This window comes from Streptomyces sp. NPDC001135, from assembly GCF_053598395.1.
Genome location: NZ_JBSFKD010000009.1, coordinates 14,865 through 35,208 on the forward strand (window position 1 = coordinate 14,865; position 20,344 = coordinate 35,208).

The 20,344-nt window shown below is 72.9% G+C and carries 14 protein-coding genes and 1 pseudogene; 6 read left to right on the forward strand and 9 right to left on the reverse strand.

Annotation, left to right across the window (positions count from 1 at the left end; genetic code table 11):
• Positions 1–12: 12 nt before the first annotated feature.
• From nirD to ACWC94_RS13645, 6 genes are all read right to left on the reverse strand, one after another.
• Complete coding sequence (nirD, locus tag ACWC94_RS13620; protein ID WP_450796700.1) at positions 13–363, reverse strand: nitrite reductase small subunit NirD; 351 nt, start codon at positions 361–363, stop codon at positions 13–15.
• Positions 360–2,978 (reverse strand): nitrite reductase large subunit NirB, encoded by a 2,619-nt coding sequence (nirB, locus tag ACWC94_RS13625; protein WP_450796701.1) that lies wholly within the window; start codon positions 2,976–2,978, stop codon positions 360–362. The genes nirD and nirB overlap by 4 nt, the downstream gene beginning before the upstream one ends.
• Positions 2,978–4,192 carry an NAD(P)/FAD-dependent oxidoreductase gene (locus ACWC94_RS13630; protein ID WP_450796702.1) on the reverse strand — a complete coding sequence of 405 codons (1,215 nt, stop codon included), beginning with the start codon at positions 4,190–4,192 and terminating at the stop codon, positions 2,978–2,980. Before ACWC94_RS13630 ends, nirB begins: the two co-directional genes overlap by 1 nt.
• Before the next feature lie 282 nt (positions 4,193–4,474).
• Positions 4,475–5,113, reverse strand: coding sequence for a class F sortase (locus tag ACWC94_RS13635; protein ID WP_450796703.1), 639 nt, complete (start codon positions 5,111–5,113; stop codon positions 4,475–4,477).
• Positions 5,114–5,599: 486 nt separating this feature from the next.
• Complete coding sequence (locus ACWC94_RS13640) at positions 5,600–6,109, reverse strand: hypothetical protein (protein WP_450796704.1); 510 nt, start codon at positions 6,107–6,109, stop codon at positions 5,600–5,602.
• A 275-nt stretch (positions 6,110–6,384) separates the two neighbouring features.
• The gene (locus ACWC94_RS13645; protein ID WP_450796705.1) at positions 6,385–8,040 is read right to left on the reverse strand and encodes a M4 family metallopeptidase; all 1,656 of its coding nucleotides are present in this window, start codon (positions 8,038–8,040) and stop codon (positions 6,385–6,387) included.
• Between the two features lie 139 nt (positions 8,041–8,179).
• On the opposite strand from ACWC94_RS13645, the gene ACWC94_RS13650 reads away from it, so the two are divergent.
• Positions 8,180–8,620: a gamma-glutamylcyclotransferase family protein gene (locus ACWC94_RS13650; RefSeq protein WP_450796706.1), complete on the forward strand. Its 441-nt coding sequence runs from the start codon at positions 8,180–8,182 to the stop codon at positions 8,618–8,620.
• Positions 8,621–8,637: 17 nt separating this feature from the next.
• On the opposite strand, the gene ACWC94_RS13655 is transcribed toward ACWC94_RS13650, so the two are convergent.
• The 3 genes from ACWC94_RS13655 to ACWC94_RS13665 all read right to left on the reverse strand — a co-directional run bounded on the left by ACWC94_RS13655 (position 8,638) and on the right by ACWC94_RS13665 (position 12,993).
• Positions 8,638–10,725 carry a molybdopterin oxidoreductase family protein gene (locus ACWC94_RS13655; protein ID WP_450796707.1) on the reverse strand — a complete coding sequence of 696 codons (2,088 nt, stop codon included), beginning with the start codon at positions 10,723–10,725 and terminating at the stop codon, positions 8,638–8,640.
• A gap of 115 nt (positions 10,726–10,840) precedes the next feature.
• A complete protein-coding gene (locus ACWC94_RS13660; protein ID WP_450796708.1) occupies positions 10,841–12,310 on the reverse strand; it encodes a membrane-associated oxidoreductase in 1,470 nt (489 codons plus the stop codon).
• A 2-nt stretch (positions 12,311–12,312) separates the two neighbouring features.
• Positions 12,313–12,993: a SanA/YdcF family protein gene (locus tag ACWC94_RS13665; protein ID WP_450796709.1), complete on the reverse strand. Its 681-nt coding sequence runs from the start codon at positions 12,991–12,993 to the stop codon at positions 12,313–12,315.
• Positions 12,994–13,148: 155 nt separating this feature from the next.
• On the opposite strand from ACWC94_RS13665, the gene ACWC94_RS13670 reads away from it, so the two are divergent.
• The 5 genes and pseudogenes from ACWC94_RS13670 to ACWC94_RS13690 all read left to right on the forward strand — a co-directional run bounded on the left by ACWC94_RS13670 (position 13,149) and on the right by ACWC94_RS13690 (position 20,325).
• Complete coding sequence (locus ACWC94_RS13670) at positions 13,149–14,009, forward strand: sirohydrochlorin chelatase (protein ID WP_450796710.1); 861 nt, start codon at positions 13,149–13,151, stop codon at positions 14,007–14,009.
• A 143-nt stretch (positions 14,010–14,152) separates the two neighbouring features.
• Positions 14,153–15,421: a deoxyguanosinetriphosphate triphosphohydrolase gene (locus ACWC94_RS13675; protein WP_450796711.1), complete on the forward strand. Its 1,269-nt coding sequence runs from the start codon at positions 14,153–14,155 to the stop codon at positions 15,419–15,421.
• A 104-nt stretch (positions 15,422–15,525) separates the two neighbouring features.
• Positions 15,526–16,788 carry an NAD(P)/FAD-dependent oxidoreductase gene (locus ACWC94_RS13680; protein WP_450796712.1) on the forward strand — a complete coding sequence of 421 codons (1,263 nt, stop codon included), beginning with the start codon at positions 15,526–15,528 and terminating at the stop codon, positions 16,786–16,788.
• A gap of 73 nt (positions 16,789–16,861) precedes the next feature.
• The gene (gene dnaG, locus ACWC94_RS13685) at positions 16,862–18,769 is read left to right on the forward strand and encodes a DNA primase (protein WP_450796713.1); all 1,908 of its coding nucleotides are present in this window, start codon (positions 16,862–16,864) and stop codon (positions 18,767–18,769) included.
• A 265-nt stretch (positions 18,770–19,034) separates the two neighbouring features.
• A pseudogene (locus ACWC94_RS13690) lies at positions 19,035–20,325 on the forward strand (RNA polymerase sigma factor).
• The last annotated feature ends 19 nt before the right edge of the window (positions 20,326–20,344 follow it).

Here is a 20,344-nt window from a genome sequence, read left to right on the forward strand (position 1 = left end):
ATCCGGCAGAGGCTAGGCGGCCCGTACCTCGTACGCCGTCACCCGCACCGCCTCGTCGTCCAGGCACTGCCCGCTGATCAGGTCGAAGCGCTGCTTCAGCAGGGGCGAGGCCACGAACGGGCGGCCGGAGTGGGTGCCGGTCAGGCCGCGGGAGAGGACGGCCGCGCCGGTGAAGGGGTCGCGGTTGTCGACGGCGTACAGCCGGTCGCTGCGGTCGCGGAAGAGGGCCACCTGACGACCGTCCGGCAGCAGGGCGGCCACCCCGCGGCCCGGGGCGAGGGCGCTCAGGTCGCAGGCCGTGAACCAGCCGTCGGCCAGCCGGAGTTGCACCTTGAGGTCGGTGGTCTCGAGAGCCAGGGTCATCGCTGGGCGCTTCCTTCCAGGGCGTCGGCCGCGGTGTCCGAGGGGCGGATGCCGATGGACAGCAGCGGCAGGTCGGGCTTGATCTGGTCACGCTCGGGGACGAAGGCGACGACCGGGTCCGGGGTGTCCGGGGCGTTCACGAAGGACACGAACCGGGCGAGCTTGTCGGGGTCGTTGACGGTCTCGGCCCACTCGTCGCGGTAGTGGGCGACGTGCGCCCGCATCAGCTGTTCCAGTTCGTCACAGATGCCGAGCGAGTCGTGCACCACCACGTCCCGTACGTGGTCCAGGCCGCCGGGGATCCGCTCCAGCCAGGTGCTCGTGCGCTCCAGGCGGTCGGCGGTGCGGATGTAGAACATCAGGAACCGGTCGATGAGACGGACGAGTTCGGCGTCGGACAGGTCCTGCGCCAGCAGATCGGCGTGGCGCGGGGTGGCGCCGCCGTTGCCGCCGACGTACAGGTTCCAGCCGTGGGAGGTGGCGATCACCCCGAAGTCCTTCGACTGGGCCTCGGCGCACTCGCGGGCGCACCCGGAGACGGCGGACTTGAGCTTGTGCGGCGACCTCAGGCCCCGGTAGCGCAGCTCCAGGTCGATCGCCATCCGGACGGAGTCCTGGACGCCGTACCGGCACCAGGTGGAGCCCACGCAGGACTTCACCGTGCGCAGCGCCTTGCCGTAGGCGTGCCCGGACTCGAAGCCGGCGTCCACCAACCGGGCCCAGATCAGTGGCAGTTGCTCGACCCGCGCGCCGAACATGTCGATCCGCTGGCCGCCGGTGATCTTCGTGTAGAGACCGAAGTCCCGGGCGATCTCGCCGATCACGATCAGCTTCTCGGGGGCGATCTCGCCGCCGGGGATGCGCGGCACGACCGAGTACGAGCCGTTCTTCTGCAGGTTGGCCAGGAAGTGGTCGTTGGTGTCCTGCAGGGCCGCCTGCTCGCCGTCCAGGATGTAGCCGCTCGCGCCGATCGCCGGGGCGAGGGAGGCGATGATCGAGCCGACGGCCGGCTTGCAGGTCTCGCAGCCGTCGCCGCCCCGGGCGCCCTCACGGCCGTAGCGGTCCAGGAGGTCCTGGTACGACGTGATGCGCAGGGCGAGGACGATCTCGTACAGCTCCTCGCGGGTCTGGGTGAAGCAGCCGCACAGGCCCTTGTCGACCTCGATGCCGGACGCCGCCAGCTCCGCGTCGACCAGCTGGCCCAGCACCTTCACGCAACTGCCGCAGCCGGTACCGGCCTTGGTGCACTTCTTCACCTCGGGCACGGTGGTGCACGCGTGCTCCGTCACCGCTGCGCGGATCGTGCCCTTGCTGACGTTGTGGCAGGAACAGATGATCGCCTCGTCCGGCAGGGCGGACGGGCCGAGCTGGGCCCCCGAGTCGGCTCCGGCGGGCAGGACGAGCGACTCGGGGGAGATGGGCGGCACCGAGCCGGTCAGGGCGCGCAGGGTGCCGTACGCCTCGGCGTCGCCGACCAGGATCCCCCCGAGCAGCGTGCCGTCGGCGCCGATGACCAGCTTCTTGTACAGGCCGGCACGGGAGTCGGAGTAGACGACGTCCAGGCAGTCCTGGGTGGTGCCGTGCGCGTCACCGAAGGAGGCCACGTCGACGCCGAGCAGCTTCAGCTTGGTGGACAGGTCGGCGCCGGTGAAAGCGGCCTCGTCGGAGGCGATCGTCGCCGCGGCCGTCTCCGCCTGCTCGTACCCGGGCGCCACCAGGCCGTACACCCGGCCGTCCGCCGCCAGCGCGCACTCGCCGATCGCGAACACGTGCGGGTCGGTGACCGTACGGCACTGCTCGTCCACCGTGATGCCGCCGCGCTCGCCGACGGCGAGGCCGCAGTCCCGGGCCAGCTGGTCGCGGGGGCGGACGCCGGCGCTGAACACCACCATGTCGGTGGCGAGTTCGGAGCCGTCGGACAGCTTCATGCCGGTGACGGCACCGGAGGCGTCCGTGACGATCTCCTGCGTGCCCACACCCGTGTGCACGCTCAGGCCCATGCCCTCGATGGTCCGCAGCAGCGCCGCGCCGCCGCCCTCGTCGACCTGCACCGGCATCAGGCGCGGCGCGAACTCCACGATGTGGGTGTCCATCCCGAGGCCCTTGAGCGCGCCGGCCGCCTCCAGGCCGAGCAGCCCGCCGCCGACCACGGCGCCGGTGGCCGCCCGCGTCTTCGCGTACTCCTCGATGGCGAGCAGGTCCTCGATGGTCCGGTAGACGAAACAGCCCTCGGCGTCCTTGTTCGGCACCGGCGGCACGAACGGGTAGGAGCCGGTGGCGAGGACGAGGGTGTCGTACCCGAAGACCCGGCCGGACCTGGCCGTGACCTTCTTCGCCTCTCGGTCGATCGTCTCCGCGGGGTCGCCGACGTGCAGCTCGATGCCGTGCGTGTCGATGAACCCCATGTCGGTCATGGAGAGGTCCTCGGCCGTCCGGCCCGAGAAGTACGAGGTGAGGGCGACGCGGTCGTACGCCGGACGAGGCTCCTCGCACAGCACGACCACGCGGTGCGTGGCGGTCAGGCCGCGCTCGGCGAGCGCTTCGAGGAAGCGCTGGCCGACCATGCCGTGGCCGACGAGCACGATCGTGGGGGTGGCCCCCGGGGCGGTGGTCATCAGGAGCCTCCGTCGTTGGTGAGCAGGTGGAGCAGGGGCCCTTCGTCGGGGAGCGGCTCTGCTCCCTCCCAGGCGCGGGCGAGCGCGCCGACGGTGCCGAGTTCGCCGACGAGGACCCCGCCGACCAGGCGGTCGTCACGGACGACGACCTTGCGGTAGGTGCCGCGGGTGGCGTCGGTGAGCCGTACGACGTCGTCGCCGGGACGCGCCTCGGTCTCGCCGAACGCGGCCAGGTCGAAGGGGGAGCCCTGGCCGGTGAGGGTCAGCCGGGTCAGGGAGCGGGTGCCGTGGTAGCGCGCGCCCGTGTCCGCGGCGAGCAACTCGGCGAGGGTGTCGGCCTGTTCCAGCGCCGGGACGGCCAGGCCGTAGACCGTGCCGTCGTGCTGGACGCAGTCGCCGACGGCGTGGATGTGCGGGTCGGAGGTGCGCAGCGTGTCGTCGACGAGGATGCCTTGGCGGACGGCGAGACCGGCCTGCTCGGCGAGTCCGGTGCGCGGGCGCACCCCGCAGGCGAGTACGACGAGGTCGGCGTCGAGCGTGTAACCGTCGGCCAGCTCCACGGATCGGACGGCCCCCGCGAGGCAGCGCACGTCCCGCACCCGGCACTCGGTGTGCACCTCGACGCCCAGATCCGTGAGGTGCCGCAGCACCAGCCGGGACGCGTCCGGGTCGAGCTGGCGTTCCATGAGCCGCTCGGCCTGCTGGGCGAGGACCACCTGGGCGCCGCGCACGGCGAGCGCGCGGGCGGCGGAGACGCCGAGCAGCCCGCCCCCGATGACGACCGCGCGCACACCCGGCCGGACCGCCTTGGCCAGCCCCAGGCAGTCGTCCATGGTGCGGAACGCGTGGACACCCTCGGGAAGCTGGTGGTCGGGCGTGAACAGGCCGCGCAGCGGGGGCAGTACGGGGTTGGAGCCGGTGGCGAGGACCAGCGTGTCGTATGCGATCGAGCCACCGTCGGCGCAGTGGACGGTCCGGGCGGCCCGGTCGATCCCGGTGACCCGGGCCCGGAGCAGTCCCGCCGGCGCCGGGAGGGCGATCACCTCGGGGGCGTAGCGTCCCGCCAGCACCTCGGCGAGCAGCACCCGGTTGTACGGCGGATGCTCCTCCTCGCCGACGAGCAGCGCGGGCGTGCCCAGCTCACCGAGCCGCCGGGCGAGCCGTACGCCCGCGAGGCCGGCGCCGATCACCACCACACGCGTATTCGAGGTCATGCCCTTGAGCGTGCGGTCCCGACGTTACCCGGCCGCATCACATCTGTTTCCCGTGAGGAACGCTGCCCTCAGCCGCCGCTGCGGGGACGTGTGAGGTCGGGCCGCCGTTCGGATGTGCGCGGCAGGTCCACCAAGCCCGCCGAGTCCTCCCCGCCGTGTCCGTCCGCCACGCGCCGGGCCATCAGGTCCAGGTGCCCGGCGGACAGCCAGGAGCGCCGGCGCCGGTGGGGGCGTGGGGCAGGGGGGCACGTGCCGGGCGGGGAGCCGGCACCGCACGAACCCCTAGCGGCTGCCCGTCAGATGGGCGAAGACCACGACGTTGCCCTGGTAGCCGGTGGCCTTCGAGTAGCCGCCGCCGCAGGTGATGACGCGGAGTTCGGGGCGGGGCGCCGCGCCGTACACCTTGTCGTCGGGGAAGTCGCGGGCCGCGTACACCTCCACCGCGTCCACGGTGAACACGGCCACGCTGCCGTCCCGGCGGTCCACCTCGATGCGGGCGCCCCGCTTGAGCGCGCCCAGGTCGTAGAAGACGGCGGGTCCCTCGGTGTTGTCGACGTGCCCGGCGACGATCGCGGTGCCCGTCTCGCCGGGCATGGTGCCGGACTCGTACCAGCCGGCCAGGTTCTTCTCCCGGGCGGGCGGCACGTCCAGGCTGCCGGACGGGGTGAGGGACAGACCCATCAGCGGGGCGTTCACACGGATCGCGGGGATGCGGATGCGCAGGGGCGGCGACGGTGCGAGCGCGGGGGCCGTGAGGCGCTCCTCGCCCGGATCCGGGCGGCCCTCGGCGGCGGCCGGCTGCGGTGGCGTGTCCGTCCCGGCACCGCCGCCGAGCAGCCACACCCCGAATCCGAGGGCCACGACGGTGAGCGCGGCTATCGCGGTGTCGCCGAGCCGGTCACGCCTGGCGCTCCTGCGCATACGAACCCCTCTCCCGGGGGCGAGCCCCCGAAGTCCCAGGGACGACACCGAATGCCGGGGGCGGCCCCGAAGGCCGGGATGATCCCCGTCCCGTGGGGATGATCCCCCGTCCCCCGGGAAAGGCCTCCCGACTGCGGGGATGATCCCGTCCCGTGGGATGAACTCCCGTCCCCCGGGAAGGGCCTCCCCACTGCGGGGATGATCCCGTCCCGTGGGATGAACTCCCGTCCTCTGGGAAAAGCCCCCGACCGTGGGGATGATCCCCGTCCCGTGGGCGTGATCCCCAGGCCGTGGGGAAGATCCCCGACCGCGGGGCGGTCCCCGGAGCGAGGACGGTCTCCGGATGGAGGACGGTCCCCGGGGCGAGGGCGGTCCCCGGGCTGAGGGTGGTCCCGGAGGTCCCTTCCCCCTCCGGGCCGCGAGGGGCATCGGACCCGGAGGGGGCGGGACATGCGGTACCGGCCGACGGACAGCGGAGGGTGTCCGTCAGATCCCGTCGCCTCTCGCCCGGCGATGCAGGAGCCAGGTACCGCCCGCGGCGGCGACGGCCAGTGCCGCCACACCCGCCGTGGTCTGTACGGGGCCGGGGCCGAGTGCGCCGCCGACCCCCGTCTTCACGCTTCCCCGCGGCTGCACCTGGTCGTGCGCCGCGCTCAACGCCACCACCAGGTCGCCCCTCACCTGCCGGTCGCCCGTCGCGCAGGTGGCGACGATCTCGTAGGTCCCCGGCTGCGCGCTCGGCGGCACCTGGAACTGGCCGGTCGCCTCGCCCTCGTGCGAGCTGGGCGCCAGGGTGAAGGTACCGGCGCCGACCGCGCCCGCGTCCCCGGTCGCCGAGCCCTTGTCCCCGCACGCGGCGGTGTTCACCGTGACCTGGCCGCCGGGGGTCACCGTCGAGGGGGACACCTCCAGGCTTCCGGTGCCGCCGGCGTGGGCGGGTGCCGCGGCTGCCACGACGAGCGCGGTACCGGTCAGCAGACGGGCGGTGCGGCGCATGGTGCTCCCCCGGGGCTTCGGGTCTCGGTCCGTTCGTTACCGAGGTAAGTCGCAGTCCGGGAGTTCCGCTCCCTGAGAGGCCGTCAGAAATGCGGTGAACGGGTGTCGCCCCCGGCCCCCACACGGCCTAGCCCGCGTGAAGTCCGGGCAGGTCACGGGGCGTGTGCGGGCCGGGGCGAGAAACCGGTGGGAAGAGAACACGAATGGCCGAGAGGGCCGGTGCCCGCCCAGGCACCGGCCCTCCCGTGGTGCACGCTGCTCCGCGTGTCCGCAGCTCAGTTGACGTTGACGGCACTCCAGGCCGCCGCCACCGCGTTGTACTCCGTGCTGCCCGCGCCGTACAGGTCCTTGGCGGCGTTCAGGGTGGCGGTGCGGGCTCCGGCGTAGTTCGTCGAGGAGGTCATGTAGACCGTCAGCGCCCGGTACCAGATCTTGCCGACCTTGTCCCGGCCGATGCCGGTGACCGTGGAGCCGTTGTACGTCGGCGAGTTGTAGCTGACGCCGTTGATCGTCTTCGCTCCGCTGCCCTCCGCGAGGAGGTACGCGAAGTGGTTGGCGACTCCGGAGGAGTAGTGGACGTCGAGGTTGCCGACCGAACCGCTCCAGTAGTCCGCCGAGTTGCCGTCCTTGGACGGCTTGTCCATGAAGCGCAGGGCGGGCTGGCCGAAGCCGGACTTCACGATCTTCTCGCCGATGAGGTAGTCACCGGGGTCGGAGGGGTTGTTCGCGTACCACTCGACCATCGTGCCGAGGATGTCCGAGGTGGCCTCGTTGAGCCCGCCGGACTCGCCCGAGTAGGTCAGCGCGGCGGTCTTGGAGGTGACGCCGTGGGTCATCTCGTGCCCGGCGACGTCGAGGGCCACCAGCGGTCCGAAGGTGGTCCCGTCACCGTCGCCGTACGTCATGCAGAAGCAACTGTCGTCCCAGAAGGCGTTGTTGTAGCTGCTGCCGTAGTGGACGCGGTTGTACGAGCCCTTGCCGTCGCCGCCGATGCCGTTGCGGCCCTGGACGTTCTTGTAGTAGTCCCAGGTCTCGTTGGTGCCGTACTGGGCGTCGACGGCGGCCGAGGCACGGTCGGAGGTGGTGCCGCTGCCCCAGTGGTTGTCGGCGTCCGTGAACAGGGTCGCGGGCGCCCGGCTGAAGCAGATGCCGAAGAAGCACAGGTCGGTCTTGCCCTCGGCGTCACCGGTGAAGGTGTTGCCGCGCGTGGGGTCCTTGAGCTGGTACGACGATCCCGACTGGGTCGTCTGCAGCGGCACCGTCCCGCTGTACAGCGACTTGCCGTCGCCGGCGGCGGTCTCGATGCTGTCCCAGGCGTCGATCTGGCGGCCGGTGCGGGCGTCGGTCAGCACGGTCCGGGCGACCGGGTTGCCGAGCGAGTCCAGGCCCGCCGCGTTGGTGCGCCAGGCGAGCTTCGGGGCGCCGTGCAGGGCGTCGACGATCAGCTCGGGCTTGGCCTTCACCTGCTTGAGCGCGTTGCCGAGGTTGGCGGCGCGCAGGGCGTTCACGGCGAGGTCGGCGGCCTTGGGGGCCGAGACCTCCGGGACGACGGAGGTGAGGGATATCGTGCCGCGGGTCGCCCGGTTCGCGCTGCGGTAGGCGCCGTCCCGGGCCAGGTGGACCACGAAGTCGCCGCCCAGTACGGGCAGTCCGTGGTAGGTCCGGTCGTAGCGGACGTGCTGGGTGCCGTCCTTGTCCACGATCACGTCGCGGACACGGGTGTGCTCGGCGGAGGTCAGGCCCAGGCCCGTGGCATGGGCCAGGAGCGCCGTGGCCGCGTTCTGGATCGCGGTGGACCGGGTCGGTCTGGTGTCGGCGTGGGCGGCGGGGGAGAGGGTGACGGTCAGCAGGGTCGCGGTGGTGACGGCGACGCCGGCGGCGGTGGTGGTGAGACGACGGGTTCCTCGGACGTGCGGGCGTATCCGGCTCATCTGTCTCCTCGGGGAGGCGCCGATCTGGGCGTGGGGGTGGCGCTGATGTCCACAGAGATTTAAGGGGCCCTGACATGTCATGTCCATAGCCGCTACATGGAGATGTGTGAGGAGCCGAAGGGGGTACAGAATCGTTTCCGTGATCACTGAGGAGCCCGCGCCGTCCGGGACCCCGCTGCCGTTCTTCGTCTACGGCACCCTCCGCCCCGGCGAGGCCAACCACGACCTGTTCCTGCGGGGCCGCACCGCGTCGGCGGAACCGGCCCGGCTGCCCGGCGCGGAGCTCTACGACGGCCCCGGCTACCCCTACGCCGTCGAGTGCCCCCGCGGCGGGATCCGCGGCGAACTGGTCACCGCCCGGCCGGAGACCTACACCGAACTGCTCGCCGCCCTGGACCGCCTGGAGGAGTACGCGCCGGGCGACCCGCGCAACCTGTACGAACGGGTCGCCCTGGACGTCGTGCGCACCGCCGACGGCACCACCGCCCGCGCCTGGGTCTACCTGGCCGCTCCGCGCATCGCCGCCCGGCTGCGCTCCACCGGCACCCCCATCGACGGCGGCGACTGGCGCAGGCGCTGATCAGTCCGACGGCACGCCTACCTCCGCACGGTCTCCACCCGCACCGCGCACGACTTGAACTCCGGCATCCCGCTCGTCGGGTCGAGGGCCGGATTGGTGAGGGTGTTGGCGCGGCCCTCGCCCGGCCAGTGGAACGGCATGAAGACGGTGTCGGGGCGGATGGCCGAGGTGATGCGGGCGGGGGCCACGGCCCGGCCGCGTCGGGAGACCACACGGACCGGGTCGCCCTCGGCCGCGCCGATCCGGGCCGCGAGGCGCGGATGCAGCTCCACGAAGGGCCCGGGGGCGGCCGCGTTCAGCTCGGCGACCCGCCGGGTCTGCGCCCCCGACTGGTACTGGGACACCACCCGGCCGGTGGTGAGCAGGAGCGGATACTCGGCGTCGGGCTCCTCCGCCGTCGCCCGGTGCGCCACGGCGGCGAACCGGGCGCGGCCGTCCTCTGTGGCGAAACGGTCCAGGAAGAGCCGGGGGGTGCCGGGGCGGGCCGCCCCGGCCGTCCCCTCCGGGCACGGCCAGAACACCCCGTTCTCCTCCGCGAGGAGCCGGTAGGTGATCCCCGAGTAGTCGGCGGGGCCGCCCGCACTCGCCCGGCGCAGTTCCTCGAAGACCTCCTCGGGGTCCGTCGGGAAGCCCTTCGCCACGCCCAGCCGGGCCGACAGCTCGTGCAGGACGTACAGGTCGCTGCGGACCCCGGGCGGCGGGGCGACCGCCTGGCGGCGCAGCAGGACCCTGCCCTCCAGACTGGTGGTGGTGCCCGTCTCCTCCGCCCACTGGGTGACCGGCAGCACGACGTCCGCCAGCTGGGTCGTCTCGGACAGGACCACGTCGGCCACCGCCAGGAAGTCCAGCGAGCGCAGCCGTTCCTCGACGTGGGCCGCGCGCGGCGCCGACACCACCGGGTTGGAGCCCATCAGCAGCAGCGCCCGTACGTCCGTGCCGAGGGCGTCGAGGAGTTCGTACGCGCTGCGTCCGGGGCCGGGGAGGGTGTCCGGGTCCACGCCCCACACGCCCGCCACATGCGCCCGCGCCGCCGGGTCGTCCAGCTTGCGGTAGCCGGGCAGCTGGTCCGCCTTCTGCCCGTGCTCGCGCCCGCCCTGCCCGTTGCCCTGCCCGGTCAGGCACCCGTACCCGGACAACGGGCGGCCGGCCCGGCCGGTCGCCAGGCACAGGTTGATCCACGCGCCCACCGTGTCCGTCCCCTTGGACTGCTGCTCCGGCCCGCGCGCCGTGAGCACCATCGCCGACTCCGGCTCGCAGAACAGCCGCACCGCCTCCCGGAGCTCGGGAACGGACACCCCCGTGACCCGCTCCACCTGCTCCGGCCAGTGCGCCATCGCCGCCGCCCGTGCCTCCTCCCAGCCGGTGGTCCGCTCCCGGATGTACTCCTCGTCCGTCCGCCCCTCGGCCACCACCAGGTGCAACAGGCCCAGGGCCAGGGCCAGATCGGTGCCGGGGCGGGGTGCGAGGTGCAGGTCCGCCTGCTCGGCCGTCCTCGTGCGGCGCGGGTCGACGACGATCAACGTGCCGCCGTTCTCCCGCAGTTCCGTGAAGAACCGCAGCGCCGGCGGCATGGTCTCCGCGAGGTTCGACCCGACCAGGATCACGCACCCCGTCTTCGGGATGTCCTCCAGCGGGAACGGCAGCCCCCGGTCGAGACCGAACGCCTTCGTACCGGCCGCCGCCGCCGACGACATGCAGAAACGGCCGTTGTAGTCGATCTGCGAGGTGCCCAGCACCACCCGCGCGAACTTCCCCAGCGTGTACGCCTTCTCGTTGGTGAGCCCGCCCCCGCCGAACACGCCCAGGGCGTCGGCGCCGTACTCCTCGCGCGTGCCCCCGAGCCGCTCGGCGATCCGGTCGAGCGCCGCCTCCCAGCTCGCCTCGACCAGCCGGCCACCGGACCGGACCAGCGGCGAGGTCAGCCGCACCGCCGGCGACAGCACCTGGGCCGCCGTACGGCCCTTGCCGCACAGCGCACCACGGTTGACCGGGAAGTCCGTCCGCTCGGTCACCTCGACGCCCCCCTGCGGCAGGGGCGTGACGTTCATCCCGCACTGCAGGGCGCAGTACGGGCAGTGGGTGGGCGTCGAGGCGATCGTGTCCATGCCGCCAGCGTGCGTCGACCGTGTTACGGCCCCGGCCGCTCCCGGTTACACGCCCGGCACGGCGACCTCCCCGCCGGGCCGGGGACGACGTGAGATCCCGGGTCCCGGCCCGTGCCTACTGCCGGTTCAGGGAGCGGGTGACGCCCGCCGCGATCGTCGTCGCCAGCACCCAGCCGGCGGCGATCAGCGCATACGCCAGCCACTGGTACCAGCCGCGCGGCGCGTAGGCCCCCTCCTGGCCGAAGTCGATGATCGGCAGCAGCAGGTCGAGGGTGTAGAAGAGCGGGTTGAACGCGGGCGCCTCGGACGCTTTGAGGGCGGGCGGATGGTGCAGGGCGAAGGCGAGCGTGCCGGTGCACAGCAGGAGCAGCAGCCAGCCCGCGGCCCGCATCGGGCGGAAGCCGTAGCCGACGGCCACGTCCTGGAGGCAGCCCCACAGCCGGGCGTAGGGCGGCAGGGTGCCGCGGTGGCGGCGGAGCTTGGCCAGCTGGACGGTGCGGGCGGCGGCGTCGTCGCCCACCGTGCGGTACGCCGTGGTCAGCTGTTCGTAGGGGTGCGGAAGGTAACCGGCCGGCTCGCGTTCGAGCAGCGGAAGACGCCGCTCGGCCGGGAGGTGCGGGGTCAGGACGCGGTAGCCGAGCCCGTCGATCCGGACCTGCCGGGGCCACACCTCGGGCGGTACGTGCAGCAGGTCGAGCTGGGCACGGCGCAGATTGACGGATCCCTCGATCGGCGCGGCCTCCCGCAGCCACAGCTCGCCGATGACACTGCTGCTGGCGCGCAGGGCCACTCCCTCCGGATGGGACAGGCGGGCGTACGCGAGGTTGAGCTGGTGGGGAATCCGGGCGCCGCGCAGATTGAACCGCCCGTGGGCGCGCAGCCGCATCCCGCGCAGATCCGTGCCGACCGTAAGGGTCTCGGCGTCCAGTGCCGTGCCGCCGGGGTTCTGCAGCACGGCGTCGTCGAGGTTCACCTGCCCGCCCACGGTGGTCCCCTTCAGCCGGAACTCGCCGTGGGTGACGAGCCCGACGGCCCACACGTCCGTGCCCACATCGGCGTGGTTGAGCTGGAGCACGGGTTCCTCGGGGACCTCTGCGCCGGTGCCGAGCCGGGCCCCGTTGGCGAAGAAGGCGCCGGACAGCTTCGCCCCCGCCAGCCGTACCGGACCCGCGATGCGGCAGCAGGTGATCCGCAGCACCCCGTCCACGTGGAGGGTGCCCGCGGTGAGCCCCGGAAGGACCGAATCGGTCAGCACCAGGGCGGGGATCCTCGCCCCGTACAGGTTCGGGGTCTCGTCGAAGTGGCAGGCCCGCAGCCGGACCGGGTGCTCCACCTTCCCGTACATCAGGTGAAGCACCCCGGTGACGCGCGCGCCCCACACCTTCAGACCGGCGATCCGCCCCTCCCGTACCGGGCCGTCCAGCAGCAGTTCCCGCAGCACCTCCGCCCGCAGCGTGCGCTCGGGACCCCACGAGGCGCCCGTCGTGGGGTCCTCGTCGTCGCCCGCCCGGAAGTCGACCCCCTCGCCGAGCGGGAAGGCGTCGCGGACGCGGCGCTCGGCCGGTGTCAGGTCCGTGATCTCCATGCTCAGTCCCGCGGCCGGGCCAGCGCCTCCGTGACCCCGTGCTCCCGCGGGCCCAGGAACGTCGGGTCAGGGTGGAACACCGCGTCCAGCACCGCCTTGCCCGCCGCGAACACCTCGCGCGTGCCGCCGTAGTACCAGGTCACGTCGTGCTTGTCGGCCGCCCCGACCCCGTACGAGTCCACTCCCGCCGCCTCACACAGCGCCACCGCCCGCCGGATGTGGAAACCCTGGCTGACCAGCACCGCCCGGTCCACACCGAAGATCCTCCTGGCCCGCACACACGAGTCCCAGGTGTCGAACCCGGCGTAGTCGCTGACGATCCGCCGGTCCGGCACCCCGTGCTTCGTCAGGTACGCACGCATGGCGTCGGGCTCGTCGTAGTCCTTGCGGCTGTTGTCCCCGGTGACCAGGACGACCTCGACCCGTCCGGCCCGGTACAGCTCGGCCGCCGCGTCCAGCCGGTGCGCGAGATACGGCGACGGCTCCCCGTTCCACAGCCCGGCCCCGAACACCAGGGCGACCTGCGCCCGCGGGGCGTCCGCCGTCGTGCGCAGCCGGTCCGCCGTGGACACGTACAGCCAGGTCGCCGGCAGCAGCGCCAGCACACACCCGGCCATCACGGCCTGCACCAGCCGCCGCTGCCCCCGACGGGAGCGCGGCAGCCGCGGTCGACGGATCCTCATACGGCCCCCCAGGCATCGGCTTGTCGACCATGGAGGACGCCGGCGACCCCGATCCGGTTCGCCTCACATCGAGCATCCGTACGACGTGAAGCCACGGAAAACGCTCGTGACGGTCCGGCAACGGCCCCGCAACCTGACCCCGGCAGGATCCTTCCATGACGGCGTCGCACCCTCCCCGCTCCGAGTCCGACATCCACCTCGACAGCACGGCGCACCTCATGAACAGCATCGGCAACCGGCTCGCGGGGCAGCTCCGGCTCGTCCCCCCGCCCGTCCGCCGCCGCCCGGTACCGCCCGCGCTCGTCCTGGTCGCCCACGGCAGCCGCGACCCGCGCGCGCTGGAGACCGTACGGGCGGTGCGGGACCGGGTACGGGAACTGCGCCCCGGCCTGGCCGTCCACCTGGGCCACATCGAGCTGAACGAGCCCCTGCTCCCGGACACCCTCACCGCCCTCGGCGACACCCCCGCCGTCCTGGTCCCGCTGCTCCTCTCCCGCGGCTACCACGTCAAACAGGACATCCCCGGGATGGCCGCCGCGGCGAGGGCGAGCACCCGGGTGGCCGCCCCGCTGGGGCCGCACCCGCTCCTGACGGAGACCCTGTACGACCGGCTGGTCGAGTCCGGCTGGCCCACGGCCATGGACCCGGCCACCCGCCGCGCGAGCGCGGTGGTCCTGGCCGCCGCCGGCTCCCGCGACCCCGACTCGGCGACGGACACCCGCCGCACCGCCCGCCTCCTCGCGGACCGGTTGGGGGTCCCGGTCGTCCCCGCCTACGCCTCGGCGGCGACCCCGACGGTCCCGGCGGCCGTCCGCGCACTGGCGGCCCGCGGCCGGCACCGGGTGGCGGTCGCGTCGTACTTCACCGCGCCGGGGCGTTTCGCCACGCAGTGCGCGCAGGCGGCCCCGTGGATCGCGGCGGCCCCCCTGGGCGCCCACCCGGCGACGGCCCGCCTGATCCTGCACCGGTACGACCAGGCACGGGCGGCGAGGCAGGCGGAACTGGCGTCAGCCTGAGGCGAGGGGCGGCGAGACCCCCCCGGGGGGCGCGGGGCCGTGCCGGAAACGCGGCTGCCGCCGCGCGGGCGCGATGCGGCCACGACGCACCCGCGGCCACCCGACAACAGAACCCGGCGGACGGGTGGGCTTAGTGTCGAGGCATGGAAGGCACCGTATGCAGCTACGACCCGGCTGCCATGGAACGCTGGGCCACAGAACCGGACAAACGCCCCGGCCGGACCGCCTTCCAACGCGACCGCGCCCGCATCCTCCACTCCGCCGCCCTGCGACGCCTCGCGGGCAAGACCCAGGTCGTCACGCCAGGAGCCCACAGCCAGGTCTGGGACGCCAGCCCCAGGACACGGCTCACCCACTCCCTGGAGTGCGCCCAGGTCGGCCGGGAGCTGGGCGCGGCCCTCGGCTGTGACCCCGACCTGGTGGAGGCGGCCTGCCTCGCCCACGACCTCGGCCACCCGCCCTTCGGCCACAACGGCGAACAGGCCCTGAACGACTTCGCGGACGACTGCGGCGGTTTCGAGGGCAACGCCCAGTCCCTCAGACTCCTCACCCGCATCGAACCGAAACGGTTCACCGAGGACCGCTCCGTCGGCCTCAACCTCACGCGCGCCACCCTCGACGCCGCCACGAAGTACCCCTGGCCGCGCGGCGCCCACCCCGCCGACCCGGCGTCGAGGAAGTTCGGCGTCTACGAGGACGACCGCCCCGTCTTCGACTGGGTCAGGGCGCACGCCCCCGGTACCCGCACCTGCTTCGAGGCCCAGGTCATGGACTGGTCGGACGACGTGGCCTACTCGGTGCACGACGTCGAGGACGGCCTGCACGCCGGCCACATCGACCCCAACTGCCTGCACGCCGAGCCCGAGCGGCAGGCGGTGTTCGAGGTCGCCGTCGGCCGCTACGTCCCCGCCGGCACCGACCCGGCCGAACTCTCCGCCGCACTCGACCGGCTCCAGGACGAGGAGTGGTGGCCCCACGGCTACGACGGCACCGCGGTCGCGCAGGCCCGCCTGAAGGACGCGACCAGCCAGCTCATCGGCCGGTTCTGCCTGGCCGCCGAGAGCGCCACCCGCGCCGCGTACGGCAGGGGCCGGCTCACCCGCTACGGCGCCGAACTGGTCGTACCCCGCGCGGCCCGCATGGAGTGCGGGGTGCTCAAGGCGGTTGCGGACCTGTACGTGATGCAGCGCGCCGAGCAGGAGCGGCTGCGCGCGGACCAGCGGGTCGTCGTGGCGGAGCTGGCGCAGGCGCTGACCGCCCGCGCCCCCGACGGGCTGGATCCGCAGTTTCGGGCGCTCTTCGACGGGGCAGGCGACGACCACGCGCGCAAGCGGGTGATCGTCGACCAGATCGCCTCCCTCACCGACGCCTCGGCGCGCTCGCTGCACGCGAGACTGACGGGGCATATGTGAGAGGAAAGTGACCCGCGGTGGCCTGATCGGGTCACCCCCTCTTCCCGCAGCAGGCCGCGTGCGGGACGCTCGCATGTGGCGGCACCCTTACGAGGAGGCATCAAGTGGTCGACGCGGATCAGACATTCATCATCGTCGGAGGCGGTCTCGCCGGTGCGAAGGCGGCCGAGACGCTCCGCGCGGAGGGCTTCACCGGCCGGGTGATACTGATCAGTGACGAGCGCGACCACCCCTACGAGCGCCCGCCCCTGTCCAAGGGCTACCTCCTCGGCAAGGAGGAGCGCGACAGCGTCTTCGTCCACGAGCCCGCCTGGTACGCGCAGAACGACATCGAGCTGCACCTCGGCCAGACCGTCGACCGCATCGACCGTACGGCGAAGACGGTCCGCTTCGGCGACGACGGCACCCTCGTGCGCTACGACAAGCTGCTGCTGACCACCGGCGCCGAGCCCCGCCGCCTGGACATCCCGGGTACGGACCTGGCCGGCGTGCACCACCTGCGCCGGCTCGCGCACGCCGAGCGGCTCAAGGGCGTCCTGCAGCACCTCGGCCGGGACAACGGCCACCTCGTGATCGCGGGCGCCGGCTGGATCGGCCTGGAGGTCGCCGCGGCGGCCCGCGAGTACGGCGCCGAGGTCACGGTGATCGAGCCGGCGCCGACCCCGCTGCACGGGGTGCTCGGCCCCGAGCTGGGCGGCGTCTTCGCGGAACTGCACCGCGAGCACGGCGTCCGCTTCCACTTCGGGCGCCGGCTCACCGAGATCGTCGGCCAGGACGGCATGGTCCTCGCGGCCCGCACCGACGACGGCGAGGAGCACCCGGCGCACGACGTCCTCGCGGCGATCGGCGCGGCACCGCGGGTCGCTCTCGCGGAGGCGGCGGGGCTGGAGATCGCCGACCGGGCGGGCGGCGGCGGCATCGTCGTCGACGAACGGCTGCGCACGTCCGACCCCGACATCCACGCGGCCGGGGACGTGGCGAACTTCCCGCTCGCCCGGTTCGGCACCCGGCTGCGGGTCGAGCACTGGGCCAACGGGCTCAACGGCGGCCCGGCGGCGGCCCGCGCCATGCTCGGCCGGGACGTCACCTACGACCGCGTTCCCTACTTCTTCACCGACCAGTACGACCTGGGCATGGAGTACAGCGGCTGGGCGCCGCCCGGCTCGTACGACGAGGTGGTGATCCGGGGTGACGCCGGCAAACGGGAGTTCATCGCGTTCTGGCTGAAGGAGGGACGCGTGCTGGCCGGGATGAACGTGAACGTGTGGGATGTCACAGAGCCGATCCAGAAACTGATCCGAGCCGCGGTGCCGGTGGATCCCGAGGCCTTGGCCGACCCGCATGTTCCGCTGGACTCGCTCGCCTAGGCGTCCGCCCCCGTCCGCCGTCGCGCGCTGCACGTGCCCCATGCGTGTCAGCGCGCCCCCGTAGAATTCACGCGTGGCAGGACGGATCAACGACGAGGACGTGAAGGCGGTACGGGACGCGGTCCCGATCGACGCCGTGGTCTCCGAGTACCTCCAGCTGCGCAACGCGGGCGGCGGCAACCTGAAGGGCCTGTGCCCGTTCCACGACGAGAAGTCGCCGTCCTTCCAGGTCAGCCCGGGCAAGGGACTCTTCCACTGCTTCGGCTGCCAGGAGGGCGGCGACACCATCACCTTCGTGATGAAGGTGGACCACCTCTCCTTCTCGGAGGCGGTCGAGCGGCTCGCCGCCCAGGCCGGCATCACCCTGCGCTACGAGGAGGGCGGGTACAACCCCGCCCACCAGCGCGGCGAGCGCATCCGCCTGGTCGAGGCGCACAAGGTCGCCGCGCAGTGGTACGCCGAGCAGCTCGCCACCGGCCCCGAGGCCGAGACCGGCCGGGTCTTCCTCGCCGAGCGCGGCTTCGACCAGGCCGCCGCCGTCCACTTCGGTGTCGGCTACAGCCCCCAGGGCTGGGACCACCTCACCCGCTATCTGCGCGGCAAGGGCTTCACCGACAAGGAGCTGATCCTCTCCGGCCTGTCCCAGGAGGGCCGCCGGGGCCCCATCGACCGGTTCCGGGGCCGCCTGATGTGGCCGATCCGGGACATCGGCGGCGAGGTCGTCGGCTTCGGCGCCCGCAAGCTGTACGAGGCGGACAACGGCCCCAAGTACCTGAACACCCCCGAGACGGCGATCTACAAGAAGAGCCAGGTGCTGTACGGCATCGACCTGGCGAAGAAGGACATCGCGAAGGCCAGCCGGGCGGTCGTGGTCGAGGGCTACACCGACGTCATGGCCTGCCACCTCGCCGGTGTGACGACCGCGATCGCCACCTGCGGTACGGCCTTCGGCGGCGAGCACATCAAGATCCTCCGCCGCCTCCTCATGGACAACGGCTCGGCCCGCGTGATCTTCACCTTCGACGGCGACGCGGCCGGGCAGAAGGCCGCCCTGCGCGCCTTCGAGGACGACCAGAAGTTCGCCGCCGAGACGTACATCGCCATCGCGCCGGACGGCATGGACCCGTGCGAACTGCGCCTCGCGAAGGGCGACGAGGCGGTGGCGGACCTGGTCGAACCCCGCACGCCCCTCTTCGAGTTCGCACTCCGCCAGATCCTGAGCCGCTACGACCTCGACACCCCGGCCGGCCGCGCCGCCGCCCTGGACGAGGCGGCGCCGATCGTGGCCCGCATCAAGAACAGCGGCGCCCAGCACGAGGTCGCCGTCGAGCTGGCCGGCATGCTCGGGATCCTCGACACCCAGTTCGTGGTCCGGCGGGTCGCCCAGCTGGCCCGCTGGGCGAGGGACCGCGGCGGAAAGGCCCCGCAGCGGGACCGCCCCCGCGGCCCGGAACACCAGTGGGCGGCCACCGCCAACCCCGCCGCCCCCGGCCCCGCACTGACCCTGCGCAACCCTGTCTACGCCGCCGAACGCGAACTGCTCAAACTCGCCCTGCAGCGCCCCGAGTTGGTCTCCCCGGCCTTCGACGCGTACGGCGTGGACGAGTTCACCGCGCCGCCCTACGCGGCCGTACGCCAGGCGGTCGCGGAGGCGGGCGGGGCCGAGTACGGCGTCCCGGACCCGCAGGAATACCTCGTCCGCGTCCGCGAGGCCGCACCGGACGACACCGTCCGCGCGATGGTCACCGAGCTGGCCGTCGAGCCGATCCTGCGCCGCACGGTCGACGAGACCTATGCCGGCACGGTCCTGGTGCAGATCCGCCGCCGCGCCGTCGAGCGCCGCATCCGCGACATCCAGTCCCAGCTGACCCGTCTCTCCACCGGCGGCGACCCCGCCCAGCTGGCCTCGGTCCAGAACGAGATGTGGATCCTCCAGCAGTACGACCAGGCCCTGCGGGAGCGGGGGGCGGAGGCGCTGTAGGACGCCTCCGCGGGATCAGACCTCGGGGGACTGGTCGGGCGGTGTGACGCCGAGGTGGTTCGTGGTCGCTCCGACGTGCACGGTGAGCGATTCGAGCTGCTCCATCATCGCCACCTGCCCGGACACCAGGGCGCCGAGCAGCTTGCTGTGCTATTCCGCCACGGCCCCGTGGCCCGCAGTTGCCAATCGCATAGTCCAACGACCTGAGTAAACGACCGGTCACGAAGCGGACGCAAAAAGTCACCGCAAGCCCCTCGTGGCGGGGATGCGTCTTCCCCCACACTGGGGGCGGTGCCCGAGTCCTCGGAGCGCAGGCCGTCGACTCTCCACTCCCGAAGTACCGCTGCCGCACACCTTCAGCAGCGATCATCCTGGAGGTCGCCCCCGTGCAGACCCAGACCCTCACCCAGACCGACAGCGCCACCAGCGCCACCAGCACCACCGCGGACGATCCGGACGCGGAGACGGACGTCCTCGTGGCCGTACCCCCGCAGAGCCGCGCCGCCCTGCATCCGGAGACGGGGCCGGCCGAACCGGCGGAACCACCGGCGGAAGCGCTCACGGACGAGCCCGAAGAGGCCGCAGAACCGCTGGAGGCCGCCGAGCCCGTCGAGACCCGGGTCCCGGCCCGGGCCGACACCGGCGGCCCCTCGGCCGACCTGTTCCGCCAGTACCTGCGCGAGATCGGCCGCATCCCGCTGCTCACCGCCGCCGAGGAGGTCGAACTCGCCCGCCGGGTCGAGGCCGGCCTGTTCGCCGAGGAGAAGCTGAGCAACACCCCCGATCCCGACAGCCAGTTGGCCCTCGACCTGGACCGGCTGGTCGTCATGGGCCGGGTGGCCAAGCGGCGGCTGATCGAGGCCAATCTGCGGCTGGTCGTGTCCGTCGCCAAGCGGTACGTCGGCCGAGGCCTGACCATGCTCGACCTGGTCCAGGAGGGCAACCTCGGGCTGATCCGGGCCGTCGAGAAGTTCGACTACGCCCGTGGCTACAAGTTCTCGACGTACGCCACCTGGTGGATCCGCCAGGCCATGTCGCGTGCCCTGGCCGACCAGGCCCGGACCATCCGCGTCCCGGTCCACGTGGTCGAGCTGATCAACCGGGTCGTCCGCGTCCAGCGCCGCATGCTGCAGGAGCGGGGCTACGAGCCGACACCCGAAGAGGTCGCCGTCCATCTCGACCTGCCGCCCGAGCGGGTCTGTGAGGTCCTGCGCCTCGCCCAGGAACCGGTCTCCCTGCACGCCCCGGTCGGCGAGGAGGAGGACGTGGCGCTCGGCGACCTGATCGAGGACGGCGACGCCGCCAGCCCCGTCGAGTCGGCGGCCTTCCTCCTGCTGCGTGAGCACCTGGAGGCGGTCCTGTCCACGCTGGGGGAACGCGAGCGCAAGGTCGTCCAGCTCCGCTACGGCCTCATCGACGGCCGCCCCCGCACGCTGGAGGAGATAGGCCGGCTGTTCGGGGTGACGAGGGAGCGGATACGGCAGATCGAGTCCAAGACCCTGAACAAGCTCCGGGACCACGCGTTCGCGGACCAGCTGAGGGGTTACCTGGACTGAGAGGGGGCCGCCTGCCGGC

Coding starts and splice junctions, on each gene's coding strand:
- nirD (WP_450796700.1), bottom strand. CDS start 363: ATGACCCTGGCTCTCGAGACCACCGACCTCAAGGTGCAACTCCGGCTG.
- nirB (WP_450796701.1), bottom strand. CDS start 2,978: ATGACCACCGCCCCGGGGGCCACCCCCACGATCGTGCTCGTCGGCCAC.
- ACWC94_RS13630 (WP_450796702.1), bottom strand. CDS start 4,192: ATGACCTCGAATACGCGTGTGGTGGTGATCGGCGCCGGCCTCGCGGGC.
- ACWC94_RS13635 (WP_450796703.1), bottom strand. CDS start 5,113: ATGCGCAGGAGCGCCAGGCGTGACCGGCTCGGCGACACCGCGATAGCC.
- ACWC94_RS13640 (WP_450796704.1), bottom strand. CDS start 6,109: ATGCGCCGCACCGCCCGTCTGCTGACCGGTACCGCGCTCGTCGTGGCA.
- ACWC94_RS13645 (WP_450796705.1), bottom strand. CDS start 8,040: ATGAGCCGGATACGCCCGCACGTCCGAGGAACCCGTCGTCTCACCACC.
- ACWC94_RS13655 (WP_450796707.1), bottom strand. CDS start 10,725: ATGGACACGATCGCCTCGACGCCCACCCACTGCCCGTACTGCGCCCTG.
- ACWC94_RS13660 (WP_450796708.1), bottom strand. CDS start 12,310: ATGGAGATCACGGACCTGACACCGGCCGAGCGCCGCGTCCGCGACGCC.
- ACWC94_RS13665 (WP_450796709.1), bottom strand. CDS start 12,993: ATGAGGATCCGTCGACCGCGGCTGCCGCGCTCCCGTCGGGGGCAGCGG.
- ACWC94_RS13670 (WP_450796710.1), top strand. CDS start 13,149: ATGACGGCGTCGCACCCTCCCCGCTCCGAGTCCGACATCCACCTCGAC.
- ACWC94_RS13675 (WP_450796711.1), top strand. CDS start 14,153: ATGGAAGGCACCGTATGCAGCTACGACCCGGCTGCCATGGAACGCTGG.